This window comes from Fluviicola taffensis DSM 16823 (assembly GCF_000194605.1).
GTDB lineage: Bacteria > Bacteroidota > Bacteroidia > Flavobacteriales_D > Crocinitomicaceae > Fluviicola > Fluviicola taffensis.
Genome location: NC_015321.1, coordinates 537,313 through 556,364, shown reverse-complemented (window position 1 = coordinate 556,364; position 19,052 = coordinate 537,313). Strand labels below are relative to the sequence as shown.

Below are 19,052 nucleotides of genomic sequence, written 5' to 3'. Positions count from 1 at the left end.
CAAGAATTGGATTTGCGGGAATTTGTTTTTAATGGATGAAACCTGTTATCTAAATCTACATTATTTAGATTCTAGTTCAAAAGTCAGAATAACTTGATCTCCTAAAATCTAAATTCCCTACCTTTGCAGATATTAAACTGAAAACAAACAGGTTCGAATAACTTATTTTGAGCGTCGACATGAAAAGTACATTCTATCCAAACTTTTACTCACATACAATGAAAGGTGTTTTAACGCTCTTTTTGTCGTGCTTTTCATGGTCATTTGTCGCAAATGCACAGTTTTCACGTTCCGATGAATCGGTTGCGACGAGTATTTATATCGTGATGCTGAATACTACTTGGGAGAATCAAGCTTCATTTCAGACATTTCAAATAGGTGTACTTGATAGCGATACTTCTTTTTATAACATTATTCGAAAAAAGTACGAAGGAATTGCCCTTAAAGGTAAAAAGGTAAATGTTGTTTATTTCAAAAACATAGAGTCAATCAGTTCTACACAGATTTTATGTGTCGATAAAAAGTTCAATAAAAAAATTGAAAAAATTGGTAAAGCCATCTCCGGAAATCACACCTTGTTGATTACCAATTCGTCGAAAGATGACGATTACACGATGGTGAATTTTAATGGTCGCTTGAAGAAAGATGATTTCACGGTCAATCAAGCTAATATGGAAAAAGCAGGATTGAAGCTCACCAATCAATTCGAAGAATACATGGAAGGAACGGTACAATGGGAAGAACTTCTCACTGAATCGACCGAAAAACTAGAGAAAGAGCGTGAAAAAGTAGCGGAGAAAGAACAAACAATTGAAGTTCAAAAGGCGCGGATCAATTACCAAAAAATGACTTTGAAGGAAAAGCTAAAAATGCTTGACGAACAAGGCGAAATTTTGGAAGAACAAGCTCAAAAACTCGAAGATCAAACACATGCTATTTCACTTCAAGAACAGACTTTATTGAGTCAGAAAGAGCGTATTGAAACTCAGAAAGGAAAAATCAATCAACAATTGAAAGAGTTAGGTATGCAGCGAGTTATCTTGGCAATGGGATGCTTCGTTTTACTACTCATTCTTGGAATCGCATTTGTTTTGTATCGCAGCTCAGTACATCGAAAAAAATCGATGACACAGCTTTCGGAGCAACATGCAATTGTTAGCGGACAGAAAGATCAAATTGAAAAAATCCTGTTCGAGTTGACAGATAGTATTCGCTATGCTTTGCGCATTCAGAATGCGGTTTTACCAAACGAGCAAACGATTCGTGGAACGATTCCTGGCGAGTTTTTCGTGATGTACAAACCCAAAGATATTGTCAGCGGGGATTTCTTCTTTGTGGATCGTCGGGGCGACTGGACGTTAGTTGCCGTTGCAGATTGTACGGGACATGGCGTGCCTGGAGCATTTGTGAGTATGTTGTGTATCAGTCTTTTGAATGAGATTGTGAAGCAACAGGAAATTACACGCGCAGATATTATTTTGAACGAACTTCGCGACAAAGTCATCGATTCGCTTCAACAAAAAGGTATTCAAGGCGAGCAAATGGATGGAATGGATATTTCATTGCTTCTAATTAATAATAAAACGTATAAATGTCACTGGTCAGGAGCAAATAATGCCTTGTATCTTGTTTCAGCGAAAAGCAATAAATTGGAAGAGTTGAAGCCAGATAAGCGTCCGATATCTATTTATCCAGACATGCGTGAATTCACCAACCATGAGATTATAGCTAACCGTGGAGATATTTTCTATTTGTTTACAGATGGTTATTCGGATCAATTTGGTGGAGAACGCGGTAAAAAATTCATGAGCCGAAATTTCAAAAACCTACTTGCCGAAAACTCCCATAAACCAATGACCGAACAAGGGAAAATCTTGGATGCAACGATGGAAAAATGGAAGTATGGAAATGGTGCTGATTTCGAACAAATCGATGATATTACGGTATTAGGTATCCAGATTGGATAAGGTTGTTTTTTTGTTAAAAGTCAATCTATCGTTTGAAAATGTATGTCAAAATGATAAACAATGGATTGAGCGTCCAGAAATTCATTTTCCTTTTTTAAGTTCTTTTAAGAGTTTGATACGGCTTTTTGTTCTAATTTGAATGAAAATCTTTCGAGTATGTCTATTTTCTCAAATATCAAGAATGCCTATCGTTTGTTTAAACAAGTGGATTTGGAACAACTTTCTGCATTGTCCAAAAAAGTAGATCTTCCAGAAGTGATGAATAGTGTTGGAAAGCTCGATGACAAGCAATTGTCTGGGCTGATGAAAATGCTTAGTGGTAATCAACCTAAAAAAGAACTTCCAGCAATTGATGGCGATTTTTACAATATCAGCCATACGCTTAATCCAGAAGAAAGAGTGCTTCAGCTAAAGGTCAGAGCTTTTATGGAAACAGAAATTAAACCCATAGTAAATGATTACTGGAGAAGAGGTGAATTTCCACATCACATCATTCCGAAGGTTGCAGAGTTGGATATTTGTGGTATTGCTTATGAAGGCTACAGTAATCCTGTTAGATCTTATTTGATGGAGGGCGTTCTGGCAATGGAAATGGCTCGAGTCGACGTTTCTTTCGCTACTTTTTTTGGTGTACAAAGCGGATTGGTCATGGGCTCTATTTTCTTATTGGGCTCTGAGGAACAAAAGCAAGAATGGCTTCCAGAATTGAAAAATTTGCGAAAAATAGGCGCCTTTGGTTTAACAGAACCGGAAGTAGGTTCTGGTGTTGCTGGTGGTTTAACGATGAAAGCAAAACGTATTGGAAATAGTTGGACATTGAACGGACAAAAAAAATGGATTGGTAATGCCACTTTTGCGGATGTAATCATTATTTGGGCCGAAGATGAAGAGGACCATCAAGTGAAAGGATTTTTGGTGCGAAAAGATACTCCTGGACTCGCTGTAGAAAAGATGGAAGATAAAATGGCCTTGCGTATTGTTCAGAATGGCATCATCACCTTAACAGATTGTCTGGTAGAGGAAGTCGATCGTTTGCAAAAAGCCAACAGTTTTAAAGATACAGCGAATGTTTTACGCATGACTCGTGCTGGAGTGGCTTGGCTTGCGGTAGGTTGTGCTCGAGGCGCTTATGAGTCTGCCTTGAAATATACCAGAGAACGCAAACAGTTTGGCAAACCAATTGCCTCTTTTCAGTTGATTCAAAATCACTTGGTGGAAATGCTGACAAACTTAACGGCTATGCAAACCATGGTGGCGCGTTTATCTGAATTGCAGGATCAAAATGAGTTGACAGACGAGCATGCTTCTTTGGCAAAAGTCTTTTGTAGCCTTCGCACACGGGACATTGTAAGCAAAGCCCGCGAAGTGATGGGGGGAAACGGAATTCTTTTGGAGTACGATGTGGCGCGTTTTGTTGCGGATGCAGAAGCGATTTATTCTTACGAGGGAACCAAAGAAATCAATACCTTAATTGTAGGAAGAGCGATTACTGGTTACAGCGCATTTGTGTAGTAATTCGTTACAGCCATTTTTTGCGTTTAAAATAAACGAGTGGAATAACGACACTTAGTAACATTGCTATTAAAGCAAATAAATATCCGTATTTGGTGGCTAATTCTGGCATATTTTGAAAATTCATTCCATAAATACCAGCAATTAATGTTGGCATTGAAATACAAAAAGTGACCATCGTAAGTAACTTGAAGATCTTATTTTGCTCCAATTCGATTTTATTACTGATGTTTTCTTTGAGATCATCCAGTCTATCGAAATTAAATTGAATGTAATCCGAAACAACAGCAAGATCGTTCAACTCCTCATCGATTTTATCTTTCACACTTGATTTTGATTCTCTTACGCCCTTTTTATGAAGTCTTAATATTCTTCTAAATTCATTGAGCGATTCTTTGATGAGTATGTTGTTGAAGTTTAATTGAGTAATGGTGTCAAGGTCGTCTTCCATGAATTCCTTTTTCACCAGAACACGTGAAGCAAGCTGTTTAATTCGTTTGGCAATGTTTTCAGTGATATCAGCATAGTAGTCTGATAAAAATTCGATTAGAAATTTAAATAGATCTTCTACTTGGTAGAGGGTATTCATTCGAGAATCGAATTTATGACCGTAAATATCGGTAAAGTAGTCACCTAAACTGGAATTAAAGAATCCAAAAACACGCTCTTCCGTAAGAACGACAAATAAGGATTCTTCAACCATTAAATTTTTCTGTTTGTATTGAGGTAGGGAAAAATGAAAAGAAGATTGGTAGTCATTTTCCTGAAAATGCGAACTGATTTCAATGTCCTCCACATGATTCATAATCGATAAATCAATATTGAAATTTGATTTCACCCAATTCAAATCTTCTTCTTTGTAATCGTAAAACCGAATCGAAATAAAGTCCATCTGCTCATCAGTCATATTCTGGATACTTTCCAGTTTATGAAGTTTGCCATTCTTGGTGTATAATTCGATCATTTGAAGGTTTTAGAGAAAACTCTAAAGTAATTAAAAGTAGTCTGTTAAAGAATGTATTTTCAAAGAAAAGAGTATTCATGCGTGATTGATTTGTCCGAAAATTGTTTAATACAAAACTTCGCATCAGTAGAAAAGTAAGCGGAGGTTGTATTATAAAAAAAGCTAAAAAACGGTTACTTACTGGATTATATCTTTCAATAATCAAACCTTCGGAAACCCCTTTAAGAATAGTGAAAATTGGACATTCGTAATTGAAAAAAGTGTGAATAGTGCAACTTTTCCAGGGAAAGATGTAACACGCTTTTTAGGAAACCTCCCCAATTTTACTTCACAATAAACAACAAATTGGATGTTGTTTATGAGTTAAATAAAAGTTCCATAATAAAAAAATACCAATTATGAAAAGTGTAAAAACAACAAAGAGAGGCTTACTTTATTTAGGGTTCTTAAGTACGAGTCTATTCATTGCCCATGCTTGTAGTAGTAGTCCAGATGATCCGAAAGAGATTGCAGAAGATCAAAACGAAGAGCGATTCGATGACCGAAAATCAGAGAAAGATGCCGATTTTCTAGTAGAAGCAGCAGCCATTAATTTGGAAGAAATCAAATTGGGAGAGTTGGCTCAACAAAAGGGTACACTGGATGATACCAAGACTCTTGGCAAAATGATGGTAAAAGAACATTCGGCAGCTCTAGCAGATTTGAAAAAATTAGCAGTGAGCAAGTCAATTACTATACCTGCTGTATTGACAGAAGATGGTCAGGATGCTTTGAATAATTTAAATGAAAAGGCAGCGGGTAAAGATTTCGACCAGGAATATACGAATATGATGGTCAAAGGACATAAAAGTGCCCTTCGCAAGTTTAAAAATGCATCATCCAACGCAGAAGATGCAGATATCCGAATCTGGGCTTCGTCTATGCTTCCAGCATTACAGACTCATTTGGAACATTCAGAGGTTTGTGAGCAGAAATGCAAAGAAATGAAGTAATTACAAAGTAGATTTAAAAAAACAAGAGACCAATGAGAGTCTAGGAGAGAGCTGGTCTCTCATCGTTTCGTTTCAACAAACATAAAGTAAACAATTAAAAGAAGGAATCATGGAAACAACAAATCAAAAAGAGACTATCGATAGTTTAAATACTCTTATTCAAATCAATAATGATCGTATTCAGGGATATCTAACTGCTTCAGCAGAAACCACAGAACATGATCTGAAAAATGTTTTCTCAGACTTGATGACAGCAAGTCAGGAATGCAGACGCGAACTCGTACAGGAAGTAGTGAAATTGGGAGGAACACCTATTGAAGGAACAACTGTTTCAGGTAAAATTTACCGTGCTTGGATGGATGTGAAGGCAGCTGTAACAAGTAAAGATCGAAAAGCAATATTGAATTCCTGTGAATTTGGTGAAGATGCTGCTCTAAAAACGTATGAGGGAGAAATTGAAGGAACTGCTCTTAGCGGAACAGAATTTCTGCCATTGGTGAAAGATCAGCATGCAAAGCTTCAATCCGGTCATAATAAAATCAAGCAATTACGCGATTCAATTATATCATAAATAGAATCCAGATATTTTACCTGTTCTAAGAACATTATTCGATAAGGGCTGTCTCAAAAAGGATAGCTCTTATTTTTTTAGTTAGTGGAATCATTTATTCCTGTATCAGAGCTAGGATATTTCCAGATGGGTCGGTAAACCAAGCAAGGGTAGGGCCATTGGCGTTACGTGCAATTCCTTTTGGATCCGTTTTGATATATCCCATGTCGTATTTAAGAAATGAAACTCCTTTTTTAGCTAACTCTTCAACTGCATCATCAATATCAGTAACAGGAATATTCAAAATAGTATATGTTGCAGGCACATGATTCTGTTTCGGATATATAATGATTTTCATTCCAGCGTTTATGGTTATGGTCAGAACTGACATATCGTCTTTTTCAATTTCCAAACCAAGTACATTTTTATAAAAAAAGTATGCTTCGTCGGTATCAAATGCTGAAAATCCGCAAAATAGTTTCTCTCTCTGTATCATTGCTTCGGTGTTTTAATTTTCCTTTTATCTAATCCAATTTAGAACATTTTTGGGACAATTGTTGGTTAAAAAAATGATTTATTCGCTATCGAAACCACGTTCAAATTTCATTTCAATTTTCTACTAGGTAGCCATTGTGTTAAAAGTGCAACTAATGCAACAACCAGTGTTAAATGATAAATACCTCCTGCATCAAATCTAAAATAGGCAACTGACCACCCCATTCCTACAATAATTGCTAAAGTGCTTACTATTACTTTCATAACCAATCTATTAATGATGAGTAAAATTTCACGATTCACTTATTGAATAGTGAAAACAACCAATAATGGAAAGAGGAGTATTTATAGTGGAGTTGTTTTTATAAAAGAAGGCTTTCGCCTACCTCAAACTTAAACGAACCTAAAATCACTGGGTATCACCTTTCAAATATTCATGTCTAAGGTAAAAATCTATGGTTGGTTCTAGTTACAATTTTTTTGGAACTATTTACATAATTCCCACTAATTAAAATGACTTAAAAACCCTTTTAGGGATTCCTCCGAAAGAAAAAACACCACTTCTATGATGCTTTATTCAATTGAATTATCTTTGTTTTGCCTTAAAAATGGTGTAAACGATGGTTCCAGAAAATTTATTGAAGCAAATCAATTTTATAAAGGAAATTGATAAAGTCAAATACATTCAGCGAAAAACGAAATTGTTCAATAGCGATAGGAATGAAAATGATGCGGAACACAGTTGGCATTTAGCCATGATGGCACTTATATTGACTGAACATTCCAATGAATCCGTTGATATCCTGAAAGTGATTAAAATGGTTCTGATTCATGATATTGTTGAAATTGATGCTGGTGATACTTTTATCTATGACACGCAAAAAAGTCATTCCAATACAGACGAAGAAAGATTGGCTGCAAACCGCATTTTCGGACTTCTTCCAAGTGGGCAAGCTCAAGAATTAATAGCTATTTGGGAAGAATTTGAAGCTGGAATAACCAGCGAGGCGAAGTTTGCTAGATCTATGGATCGTTTGGAGCCGTTGTTACAAAACACCTCTAACGATGGTGGGACCTGGAAAGAATTTGATGTGGATTATGAAAAAGTCTATCAAAAGAAAAGTCTTATCAAAGAGGGTTCTAATACCATTTGGGATTTTTCAGAACAGCTGATTAACGAAAGTGTTGAGAAAGGAATTTTGAAAAAAAAATCCTGATTTAGTGATAAAAAAGGGTTGTCTTGTTAGAGGTTCATCATTAGAAGAAAAGGGTTTTTCAAAAGATTGTAGTATTTTCAAGTCCTGAAATCAAACTATTCTAAAAACACTAATATTAATAAAATGGGACTATTTGACCTCTTTAGCAAGAAGAATAAGAACGAAAATTCAAAAAACACAGCTAATCAAAAGCAACAAGAATCAGTGAATTCGCAAGCTCCTAAAAGTGAGCTATACCTAGCTTTGAGTAAGTATAATGAATATGTTGTTCGATATCTGGGCATGCAACAACAAGGAAATTATGCTCCAATTTCCGCTTATGAAAAATCGAATGGTGAGATTATCGGCTTTCTGTATGTTGTAGGTGATGATGATTCGTATTCCCTTTCTGCAGATGAGGTTATCGAACGAATGGAAAATTCATTTGAGCAAAAAATGGCGGATAATGATATTAAATCGTTTGTAATATTGTATCATTCCCAATTTGCAAATGACGGTAATCATTCACTTGCAAACAATGATGATGAATTGAAGGCAATAACTATTTCCTATCATTTCAAGCATGGAGAGAAAGGTAAAATTGGACTGCCTTATCGTTTTGAAGACGATTCAATCACATACCAAGGAATTACAGATTTCAATCAGGAGGAGAACAATACTCTTTTTGCGACTCAGCTAGAGCCAGGGAAAGAATATTTTCAAGATCGAGAAGAAATTACTGCACCACACATTGAAAATGAAATTGGTTTAACCATTAAACGATCCAATAATTCAGATTTGAGCAATACTTGGTGTGGTATTTTTGGTTTTGAAAATTACCGAAATCAAAAGGGAGGTCAAGTATTGAGAGAACATTTTGCATTGAGTATGATGTCTGAATCTAGTCAGGTTAAAAACAATGTAGCGATTAAGCAATTGGACTATGATTCTGTTATTCTAAAAGGGATTTTGATGAATGAAACGCCTTCGAGTATCATACCAGTTGTAAAAACAGATTATGTAATTGATATTGTCAATAAGCAAATTACCGAATGGGAAAATGTACACAATCTGCATGCAATCATTTCTGGTGGTGGGCGTGATACTTTTGGATTGGATTATCTTGCAACGGATTATGCGGAGAACAGAGATCGGTATCATTCTCAAAAAGCGCATCAAATGAATATCAGCGGAATTGCATTTGTACTGGATGTAAGCAAACCCCAAGATCCAAATGACGAAATGAAATATAGCGAAGACTTTACTGCCTATATGCCAAGTCAAGATTTGCTGCGTTTCGCTTGTTTCGATTTTATTGGTGAACTGGAGGATTTCAAAGAGACAACCTTGCTAGAAGATTCTAGTCTGAAAGGATATTTAATGAAAGTTAGATTGATTACAAACGCTGATTTCAAAGACTTTTTCACGATTGATATGTTTGTTACTCCAGAAAATATGCGTTTCAAAGAGTTGACTGTAGGAATGAAACTAACAGGAATGGTTCAGTTGCAAGGACAAATTGCGGAGTAGGTATCTGAGCAGGTTTATCACAAAGAGTTGAGAAAAGAATCGTGAAGAGGGAATGAGGTTTCGGAAATACTGATTGATTTTGGTCAGATTATGAAATTCAACTCCTACATGTTAAACCCTTGTTAAGTTCGTTGAATTGTTTCGATATATCTGTAATTCGATATATTTTAAACATTTTCAAATGATGAAAGGTCTCTTCGGTATACTATTGATTCTTTCTGCATGGTTTGTTTTCGGACAGCAAGCAGAGCAATACGAAACGGATACAATTATTCGTTTAAGAAAACAAGTGTACAAATATCATTTCGATTTTGATGGTGGGAAGCAAGGGTTTTATTGGGGACAGAACGATCAATTAGGATTGCGTCCCTCTTTCATGTTTTTTGTCAAAAATAGTTCTTGTGATAAGATTGTTATTGAAAAAATCAGTGAAGGAAACTCAGTGGTTACATTCAAACCTTTTGGGAAATTACCAGAAGTGCTTCAACCTCAAGATACTTTAAAGATTATAGCTTCAGTTCAAACAAATGAAGAACACATTGATGTACCGATTCATGTTTTTTACAAACGCAATGGAATTCGGGATACGTTGATTATTCCTACTTGGCAAAATAAATTGCGTACGCATCTATTACGAATTTATCAACATAGTCAGGATATTTCTGCTCAATGTAAGGTTTATGCTGAGAACAATGGGATTTGGGAGCCTCTTAGGGTTAATGATTCGATACCCGGTTATTTATTTTTTATCGTGCGTGCAGAACAAGATGCATTGGTGAAAGTTAGAATTGAAGGTGGTCGATCCAAAATGACTGAAACAACCATCTTCACTTCACGAGGATCGAACGGATACCTTTATTATGAGCTGGAGCAGTCGCTCAATAACTATTCCCCGAGTAGTTTTTATTGGAAACCGATTAATTTTTCTCCCAATCAATATTGTTTGTTCACGAGAAAATGGAACTACTATGACATTTCCACAGAATACATGGATTCGTTACTGAAAATGGTGAAGAAATCAGCTGTTCAGTCGCTCCACAAAGAAAACATGATTCTAACGATTTCTAATCCAGCTAACGCATTGAACCTTGATCAGCAATTGAGAAAATCAAGATTAGAAGCGAAATTACTTCCAGTAGTCAATTCGACACAATTGTTAGACGATAAATTCACCATTTTTTTCATTCCGAATACATCTACTGATCAAATAGTAGAGCTTTTCCAACAGGCTGGAATAGCTACTTATTTCCTGATTGTTCCAACAGAATCAGAAAAAGAGGCGTATGGTAACGTGCAAGGGTATGTTTTTCGGGTGAATTCCGTCATTGGATCGAAGTATCAAAAATCATTGATGATTTTGTGGAACAGTCCGTTGGTGAAATCTTTGATGCAGAATACCTTTAGAAATCCATATCTCCCCGATGAATTAGATTGAGGTTTTGGCGGTATTTTGGATGAATTACATTTTTTCAGAAAAACTGGAAAGTGTTAAGAAGGAATGGGGGAACCAATGAAGCAATTCATAGAATGAAAAAATGCCCACTGATTAGCGGGCATTTTCCAATTTAAATCGATTATTGTATTAATTGTTATACAAAACTATTTTTTTGACGATAGATGATCCGTTTTCGAATTGAATGCGAGTCAAATAGGTTCCTGTCATCAACTTTGATAAGTTTTTGGTAGCTACCGTTGATCCTTCACTTAAATCAACGGTATCAGATAGAACCACGTTCCCCATTAAATCGATGATGCTTACAGTTGCAACTTCATTTTTTGAGACATTATTTACTCGGATTGTCAATTGATCGCTTACTGGAACTGGGTATAAATCGACAGTAATATCAATACCATTCTTCCCTAATTCTAAATCATTAATACCTGCAACATCTTCGTGTAAAGTGTTCAATGTTGTATTGGTAGTTATTGGAGCATTGTAATCAAAATAAATATTCGCCGTATTTGTAAATTCAGTTCCAAGAGGAGTTGTCGTTTTGCGTTGAATACTATACTGAACCAATGCTGAGCTCAATGCATTTCCGTAGCCACTTTTCCAAGGTAAATTAATGTTTTCGAACTTGAAAGTTACTAAGCCAGTTTCACTAATCGTTGTGGAGTAATCATAATCCGAATAACCAGGTTTAAAAGTTGTCCAGTCAAAATCAGCATCTAATTGATCAGTAACAGAAATGTTCTGTGCAAAATAGGTTCCTTCATTTTGAAAATGGATGGTATAATCAAACTCTTTTGTTTCAAGAGGAACATTTCCTGCCGCTCCTTCTCCTTTTGGAGATACTTCTTTATAATTCGGGTCATACGAGCCAATTACAGTTGTTTGAAATGTGTTTACATTGTTCCATGGAGTATTGTCTAATAACCAATTGTCTTCAATTGGAGCCAAATGCGCAACCGTATCATAGAAACTTACAACTGTTCCCAATGGAATTGTTGTAGGTGTGTTGAAGTTCAAAAGCATCACACTTGTGCTGTTTGGTGTAAGTGAAGGGAATCCCGACTGTACGCTGTAATAATAAGGGTCTGTAACACTATTTACTTGTGTAAAACTTGGTAAAGTAGCATTTACAAAAGGAATTTGGCTGTCGTGTTCGTAGCCCAATTGAATTCCTGATTCAGTAACTGTTCCTTCATTTTTCACGATTATCTTTTGTTGGTAATTGTTTCCTGGAATTGGAGGAAGTGTCGAATTTATCGTCACGATTTTTAAGTCATGTAGAGTCGTTACATCATTTGAAAAATCTACAACCGTATTGCAACCTGCTGCTGCAACAACATTTACGGAGTTACTATTACTTTGACATGCTGATAAAGGATAATATTGATTCACTTGTTCCGAAATGGTATATGTTCCTGTTGGTACCTGAAAGCTATAGTGTCCATTTGCATCGGTAAAAGTATAACCAAAGCCTGAGCAGTGAATCATGATATTTTCAACACCATTTTCACCTGAGTCATAGGTGCAATTCGTATTTCCATCCACATAAACATTTCCTGAAATAGTACAATAACATGCTTGACTTGTATTTGCATTCTGAATCCAAAAATGGTTTGAACTGCTACATCCATTAGCATCTGTGACTGTCAAGTAATAGTCGTCTACGCCTAAATTACTTGCGTTTTGTGTGGTTGTTCCATTTGAATAAACATAAGAATATGGAGCTAATCCACCGCTAACGATTGAGTTTACAGATCCGTCTGTATTGTAAATACATGTTGCTGGGACTGTTGATACGCCAACGTTCACTGGAGATGTAGCTTCTAATGTATTCCATTTTGTAACAGAACAACCCAATGCATCTGTCATAATACAAGAGTATGCCCCAAGTGGTACACCACTGATGGCATTCGTTGTTGCTCCATTACTCCAAAGGTAGGTGAACGGTCCGTTTGTTCCTGCAACTAGTGTTGTTAGTGCTCCTGTAGTACTAGGGCAAACAACCGCAGATGCCTGAATACTTGCGTTTATTACACTAATTGGGTTGACAACCGTTGATCCAGTTCTAATACAACCAACGGCATCGGTTACTTGAAAAGAATAAGTTCCTGGTGACACGTTGGAAATAGTGGAGCTACTAACAGATGGATTTGAAGCCCAAGAATACGTGTAAGGAGCTGTACCACCAGAGACAGTCAAAGTAGCCGAACCCGTTGGTGACGTACATTGACTAGGTAAAGTGGAATACGAGACAGTTACTGGCGTATTTGTATTGATGTAAGCATTACCTATTCCAACACATCCATTTGCATCTGTGGCAACGACCGTGTAGGAGTTTCCTCCTGATAAATTGGTAGCTGTATTGCCTGTTTGACCATTGCTCCATGAATAGGTATATGGATTCAAACCTCCTGAAGCAAATGTCATTGCACTTCCATTCGTTTGAACGCAAGTCGCATTGGTAACAGTTGTATTTACCACAATTTGAGGAGTTTGTACGATATTCGCGCCTAAGGAACTCGATTGACAACCTTGAGCATCTGTAATCACTAAGGGGTAATATCCCGCGCTCAAACCAGTGTTCGTTGGACTTGTTGATCCGTTACCCCAAAGGTAAGAATAGGGAGCTACACCACCAGAAGCAGCAGCTGTTGCAGTTCCATTCGTGCAATTTGCAGGCGTTTTAGTGATTGATGCTGTAATAGTAGAAAGTTGTTGAATACTAAATGCGGTATCATTTGCCTGCAACATACAACCCGTTGTTTGATCCATGATTTCTGAAATATAGTCTCCAACTGGAACAGTAGTATTGTTTCCTGAATAAGAAATCAACGTTTGCGTGTTTGTCCAATTATAAGTAAATGGTCCAGTGGTTCCGTTTACTTGAGTGGCAGTAACAGTTCCCATTGTAGCCGGACAAGTAGGTGAGGTTGCGCTTAGTGTAAAAGAAAATTGGGGCGTGTAGCTATTCTGTGAATATGCGCTGACACTTCCACTGGACGCTTCGCAGTACATGTAGTTATTGCTGGACATCCCAATATTTGTCAATTGGTCCGTCACTGAATTTACATTAGAGTGAACAACCGTGGTTCCATTTACATAATACGTGTAGGTAATTGGAAGTGGAATTCCTGAAGTTGTGACGGAATAAATGCCATCGTTGTTACATGGTGGTTGAGTTATTATACCTGTTACCGTCTGACTTATTGCATTTTGGAAAACACAAAACAAGAAGATAATTAAAAGATTTAAGTAGTTTTTCATATTTAGGAGATTTAATTGATATGTCTATAGACTATTCGTCATACAAATAAGTTGCATGAACAAAAAAAAGTTTAATAAATCCCAAATTTCAGTTTTTGAATTTGTGGATAATTCCGTTCTTCAACGAATGAAGTACATATGAATACTAGGGCATATTTTTTGAATCTAATACAACCAAAAAAGTCCAACCTTTCGATTGAACTTTTTGTTGTGAACCTAACGCAACAAGACTCGAAGACTACTGAGGTGATTAAAGGATCAGTTAATTGAGAATATCGGTTTCGAATCTATACTTACTTAGCTACTCTCGACTATAATACTTTTTGGTATGAAGTGCAGGTGGTGCTATAAGTATTTATTTCATTATTCGATAGGTGTATGGATTGATCTTCCACTTACCATTATCTACAACAAGATTATAAAGGTTATCATTAACTTTTAGTTCATAGTGGTGGTGATCCAATTTCACAATTGACTGTTCGTCAAGATTGTTGATGATAGTTGTAAAATGATTGATGATTTTTTCTTTGTCACTATCCGAAAAATATGTTCCAATAGAATCTTTATTGTCTTGAATTGTTGATAGAATATCATTTAATTCATCGTCAGCATAGACGCATAAATATTTCAGTATGTAAATGAGATCATTATTTCCAACTGCCTTGATCAGAGAGCTAAATAATTCAAGAATATTAGATTGAGGGAACATGAAATTATCCTCCTTCACTCTTTCTATCTTATTTAGTTTTCTCTTTTTAGGATCATCATATTTTAGATCATTTTTTTCAATGGGAAATGAAACTTCTATATTGATACAAGGAACTTGGTAAAAACAATTGTTTTCATTTCGAATAAATATCAGACCGTTTTGAAGTGTATCTGGTATGTTAAAACTTGCTTCGACAGCAGTTGATGTGCACCAATTCACCCAACCGTCGGAGAAAGGAGTTCTGTACCATAACTTATTCTTGGCAAATTTGTAAGACTCCGTTCTTGATCCGAGAACAATCCCATTTCCACTGCGAATATGGGTATAAATAGTGTCTTTTAGTTTATCGTTAACTTGAGTGACTCCCTTGTACTTTACAGTATCTTGAAAATAAGATGATTCAGGATGGTCAAACCACTCAATCCCAATAAAACAGCCGTTTTCTGGAACTAAAATCCGTTCCGCCGTCAGGTCAATCTTGACCCATTCATTTCCAGTTGTTCCAGAACTAATGACATTGAAAGAGGTAAGCTCCTTATCTGGTTTTATAGCAAAATGGGATACATCATAGACATGAATTCTAAAATGGGCGTTAGGATAACCATTTTCTGTAACGAACACATTGACATACTTTAGTATTCCTGAGAGAGAATATTCATTGGGCATATAAACAGCACGTATAGTTCCATTTTGCGCTGTAACACTATAATCAAAGAATTGCGTTTTAGGTCCTTTTGTGATTCCTAGTTCTCTCAATTTATAACTTCCTTTCTTTTTTGCAACAAGAACTTCTTCAAGTTGGCGAACTTCAGGAGTTAAAGTAATCCTATCAGAATGAACTATGCTGTTCACTGCAAATGTTTTCGGTTGATATCCTGTACATGAAATCCTGACAGAATCACTTAGTTTAAAAGCTGAATCTAGTGTGAAATATCCATTGTAGTCAGATATTACGCCTTGGTTTTTGCCTATTATTCTTATATGGGTGTAAGGTATGGGGGTAGAAGTAATACTATCAACTATTTGAATTTGAGCATTGAGTTGGCAGATAAAAAGGAAAGAAGTAAGAGAAGTCAATAATTTGATCATAAAGTATTTTTCCTTGTATATGTACAAGGTTGTTTATAATTCCCCCAATATTTAGGACAGGGTTTTATCAAAAATAAGGTGTTTTAGGATACGTTTTTCATTTGATAATAAAATTCATCTGGCGTTTTGTCATCGATGCTGGTATGCCTGCGATTTTGGTTATAAAACTGAACGTATTTCCTTACACCTTCATATAAATCTACACCACCATTTGCAGAACAACACTCAACGGACTGTTTTCACGTTCAACCAAATGGCGTTTGCGATCCAAACTCATTTCCCCAAGACTTTTTTTAAAAAGTCAACCTCGGTCTGTAAACGACCAATCTTACTGTAAAGCTGCTCTTTTTCAGCCTCATTAGAAGAAACTTCTTCTGACTTTTTCTTTGAAAAAACATCCTCAGCTCCTTCTAAAAACTCTTTTTTCCATTGACTAATTTGATTAGGGTGAATCTCAAATTTAGATGCCAACTGTTGGATCGTTTCTTTCTCTTTCAAAGCTTCTATGGCCACTTTTGCTTTAAACGAAGCGCTAAATTTTCTTCTTTCTCTTCTCATATACAACTGTTAAATTTACACTTTAAACAGCTGTCTTAAAAAAGGGGGTAACTATATATAGTGTAGCAACCAATTGATCACCTCGTTTGTTGACAGGTCATTGTAATCACTAAAAATTAGTATCATGTAGTTCTTTATTTAAAATTACAGTACTCATCCTTTGATAAAAGGATATTCCCTGCCGAATTATATTTGAGATTTATATCACTTAGAAAAAGAAATCGTCGGAGTTCATTTATTTTCTCTTCTGTCAAATATGGATGCAGGGGAGGGAGGAGAATTGCCTTTCTTTTGTAATCTTTTTTTTCACCATAAAACCAACTAATATTTGGATAGTATGTAGTACAAAGAATCATTTTTTTATCCTCCATGCAAACTATTTTTGTTTTCAAAGAGTCTAACCCAAAAACGTAGCCATCCCCCATAGCACTTCGTTCAATGATTGCTGCGAAAATATGTCGATTTATTAGTCCGCGTTTCGTGAGATTATGAATGCTATCTTGAATAGATTCAAGATTTTTCCATTCAGAATGTAATATCAGTATTCCAAGTAATTCAGAACCAACATATCCAGTCTTAAAGCGATCGAACAATTCAGGTTCTGTTTTTAGCAATTTGATAAGTTTAACGCTCGTAATACTGTCTCTTTGATGAACTTTATTACGGTGAAGTCTTCTTGAAAGTTGATCACGAATCAACATTTTAACAATTTTGAAACTACTCTTTTCTTTCTTTAATTTTTTTTTCCTATACAACCGTTTTAGTTGTTTTTTTGAAAAAGCTATTTTATTCCCATTTAGGGATGATTTCAGATCACTGTACACTAAACCGTTGCCAAATCCTTGTTCTATCAAAGGGTAGTTTAACTCTTTTTTTTCGAAATAAGCATAAATAATAGCATTACAATAGTCTTCAGGAAATCCTCTATTTAAGGAAAAAGATTTCCGATAACATTCATTGATTTTTGAAATATTATTGCTTCTCATATAAAATTCTGCCGAGTCAATAAATTGATAATATTCCGTATAGTCTTGAGCTTGTGAGGAAAATGGAGATAAACAAAGTGGGACTATATAATAAACCTTCAATTGGATAAAAAATCTGACGCAAAATTTAAGCATAAAAAAGAATTTGATTGGGCTATATTTCATTTAAAAATGAGATGCAAATCATTATTTTGTTTTACAGGTATCATCGGGAGATTTATATCCCCCGATGATTGTCGTTATTACAACTCGCTAACGTTATACGTTAATCCCAATGGCTTGTTTCAACTTCCGTTGTAACTGAATTATCTGCTGTTTTGTTATTTTTTTAAACAAAAACCAGCTGGCAATACATTTTTTACAAATTCTATCTATTGAATAAGTTAATAAATAATCAGCCTTCATTTTGAGATCGTTAGGATTTTATACGGTACTTTCGAAATCAGTAGTTCAAATTAATACATAATTTATCAAATAAAAATGCTCTGTAAGTAATAAATTATTAATTCATTTCGCAAAATGATCATAATCTATTAGATGAAAATTGACCTGACTATTCTTCCTCGTCACCAAAATCTAATTGAAGATTGAACAGACTGCCAAGCGTATTTCGATTGTCCTCAAAAGCGCGATCTAAATCTTCGATATTAAAGTCCCAACGAATTTCTAATGCTACAGGAAGTAATGGAACGCTTTCTTTGACACCAGTTTTTGTACGATTGGTCGATAACCATAAATTCCCATCTAATCCTTTCATCACCGCGTTGTATTCAAATTGATACAAATCTGAATACGCAAAGCCTGTATAACAGCAAAAGATGAATACATCCCGAACAATCTCTAACCTTTTTATTTCAAATTGTTTATTCAGCATGATATTGATTTCATCTTGATTCAATATTTCGCGCTCTGGGTTTGTGTAGGAACATTTGAATTGATTGAACGGGTTCGACGGAATCCATTCTAAACCAACAGCCATATTCATTACCTTCTTTAGATTTTTGATGTATTTGTGAGCTGTGTTTGAATGCAGCTTATCAACGGTCAATAAATAAAGCTCAAATTCTGTTACAAATAAAAGACGCAGTTCGGGCAAAGGTTTATCCTTGGTTTTGTATTGGTACTTGATGAAGGCTTGGACTTTGTTGCGCGTGATCTTGTGACGAGTAAGTGTTTTGTCAACAATTATTCCTGCTTTTACTTTCTCGAGCATCTTCAAATTATGATAATCAAAGGCTTGAAGTATGGTTTTGTATAACGGCTCTTCTTCTTTACCAAGAAACCTGTTTTTAATCTCAAGTGAAGAAATGCGACCAGCTGTTGAATGCGCTTTCAAGAATTCTTGATTGATAAAGTTTATTGTCCTTTCAATAAAGCCATTGAAATAGGCTGCATCTTTTGATTGGGATTTAACCCGGCTTGTCTTCATATCCCAATGAACTGGATCTATGAAGTGGCGCGTAGAAATTTCGGACTTAACACCATCAACGTAAATACGCACGTAGATTGGGAGTTTTCCATCTTTAGACTTCTGTGTATTCAGTCTAACATTGATAGCTAATTTTTGATTGTTCATGATAAATTCTTTAACAATTAGTGTTTAAGAATTCGCTCTGAAAATAGGTGACAAAACACTTCTAAATAGACCTTTCACACCTCATCAACTTAACTTATCAGATTACCCACAAGGCAGACTGATACAGCGTTAGCGAAATTTCTGTCACCTAAATAACGAAAAAAAAGCAGGTGACAGAATAGGTGACAAAAAGTTTGATTTTGATTGATTT

15 protein-coding genes are annotated in these 19,052 nt (G+C 35.6%); 7 read left to right on the top strand and 8 right to left on the bottom strand.

Features of this window, described 5'->3' with window-relative positions; translation table 11 throughout:
- Positions 1 to 218: 218 nt before the first annotated feature.
- Both FLUTA_RS02435 and FLUTA_RS02430 read left to right on the top strand, forming a co-directional pair.
- A complete protein-coding gene (locus FLUTA_RS02435; RefSeq protein WP_169312049.1) occupies positions 219 to 1,967 on the top strand; it encodes a YfiR/HmsC family protein in 1,749 nt (582 codons plus the stop codon).
- A 156-nt stretch (positions 1,968 to 2,123) separates the two neighbouring features.
- Positions 2,124 to 3,479: an acyl-CoA dehydrogenase family protein gene (locus tag FLUTA_RS02430; protein ID WP_013685262.1), complete on the top strand. Its 1,356-nt coding sequence runs from the start codon at positions 2,124 to 2,126 to the stop codon at positions 3,477 to 3,479.
- 7 nt (positions 3,480 to 3,486) lie between these two features.
- On the opposite strand, the gene FLUTA_RS02425 is transcribed toward FLUTA_RS02430, so the two are convergent.
- Complete coding sequence (locus FLUTA_RS02425; RefSeq protein ID WP_013685261.1) at positions 3,487 to 4,443, bottom strand: magnesium transporter CorA family protein; 957 nt, start codon at positions 4,441 to 4,443, stop codon at positions 3,487 to 3,489.
- Positions 4,444 to 4,841: 398 nt separating this feature from the next.
- Here FLUTA_RS02425 and FLUTA_RS02420 point away from each other — a divergent pair, with 398 nt between their 5' ends.
- Both FLUTA_RS02420 and FLUTA_RS02415 read left to right on the top strand, forming a co-directional pair.
- Positions 4,842 to 5,435: a DUF4142 domain-containing protein gene (locus FLUTA_RS02420; protein ID WP_013685260.1), complete on the top strand. Its 594-nt coding sequence runs from the start codon at positions 4,842 to 4,844 to the stop codon at positions 5,433 to 5,435.
- 109 nt (positions 5,436 to 5,544) lie between these two features.
- Entirely contained in the window at positions 5,545 to 6,006 is a 462-nt protein-coding gene (locus FLUTA_RS02415; protein WP_013685259.1) for a ferritin-like domain-containing protein, read from the top strand.
- A 94-nt stretch (positions 6,007 to 6,100) separates the two neighbouring features.
- On the opposite strand, the gene FLUTA_RS02410 is transcribed toward FLUTA_RS02415, so the two are convergent.
- Positions 6,101 to 6,481, bottom strand: a complete 381-nt coding sequence (locus FLUTA_RS02410) for a VOC family protein (protein WP_013685258.1) — start codon at positions 6,479 to 6,481, stop codon at positions 6,101 to 6,103.
- A 107-nt stretch (positions 6,482 to 6,588) separates the two neighbouring features.
- The gene (locus FLUTA_RS02405; RefSeq protein WP_013685257.1) at positions 6,589 to 6,744 is read right to left on the bottom strand and encodes a lmo0937 family membrane protein; all 156 of its coding nucleotides are present in this window, start codon (positions 6,742 to 6,744) and stop codon (positions 6,589 to 6,591) included.
- 356 nt (positions 6,745 to 7,100) lie between these two features.
- On the opposite strand from FLUTA_RS02405, the gene FLUTA_RS02400 reads away from it, so the two are divergent.
- From FLUTA_RS02400 to FLUTA_RS02390, 3 genes are all read left to right on the top strand, one after another.
- Positions 7,101 to 7,697: an HD domain-containing protein gene (locus FLUTA_RS02400; protein ID WP_013685256.1), complete on the top strand. Its 597-nt coding sequence runs from the start codon at positions 7,101 to 7,103 to the stop codon at positions 7,695 to 7,697.
- A 123-nt stretch (positions 7,698 to 7,820) separates the two neighbouring features.
- Entirely contained in the window at positions 7,821 to 9,206 is a 1,386-nt protein-coding gene (locus tag FLUTA_RS02395; protein WP_013685255.1) for a hypothetical protein, read from the top strand.
- 181 nt (positions 9,207 to 9,387) lie between these two features.
- Positions 9,388 to 10,641, top strand: coding sequence for a hypothetical protein (locus tag FLUTA_RS02390; RefSeq protein WP_013685254.1), 1,254 nt, complete (start codon positions 9,388 to 9,390; stop codon positions 10,639 to 10,641).
- A gap of 147 nt (positions 10,642 to 10,788) precedes the next feature.
- Here FLUTA_RS02390 and FLUTA_RS02385 read toward each other — a convergent pair whose 3' ends face one another.
- The 5 genes from FLUTA_RS02385 to FLUTA_RS02365 form a co-directional block, all read right to left on the bottom strand.
- On the bottom strand, positions 10,789 to 13,923 hold the full coding sequence (locus FLUTA_RS02385; RefSeq protein ID WP_013685253.1) for a T9SS type A sorting domain-containing protein: 3,135 nt from the start codon (positions 13,921 to 13,923) through the stop codon (positions 10,789 to 10,791).
- A 355-nt stretch (positions 13,924 to 14,278) separates the two neighbouring features.
- Positions 14,279 to 15,721 carry a carboxypeptidase-like regulatory domain-containing protein gene (locus FLUTA_RS02380; RefSeq protein WP_013685252.1) on the bottom strand — a complete coding sequence of 481 codons (1,443 nt, stop codon included), beginning with the start codon at positions 15,719 to 15,721 and terminating at the stop codon, positions 14,279 to 14,281.
- A gap of 273 nt (positions 15,722 to 15,994) precedes the next feature.
- Positions 15,995 to 16,279: a transposase gene (locus FLUTA_RS02375; RefSeq protein WP_013685251.1), complete on the bottom strand. Its 285-nt coding sequence runs from the start codon at positions 16,277 to 16,279 to the stop codon at positions 15,995 to 15,997.
- 134 nt (positions 16,280 to 16,413) lie between these two features.
- Positions 16,414 to 17,400, bottom strand: coding sequence for a hypothetical protein (locus FLUTA_RS02370; protein ID WP_013685250.1), 987 nt, complete (start codon positions 17,398 to 17,400; stop codon positions 16,414 to 16,416).
- 418 nt (positions 17,401 to 17,818) lie between these two features.
- Positions 17,819 to 18,841: a site-specific integrase gene (locus FLUTA_RS02365; protein ID WP_013685249.1), complete on the bottom strand. Its 1,023-nt coding sequence runs from the start codon at positions 18,839 to 18,841 to the stop codon at positions 17,819 to 17,821.
- Positions 18,842 to 19,052 lie beyond the last annotated feature (211 nt).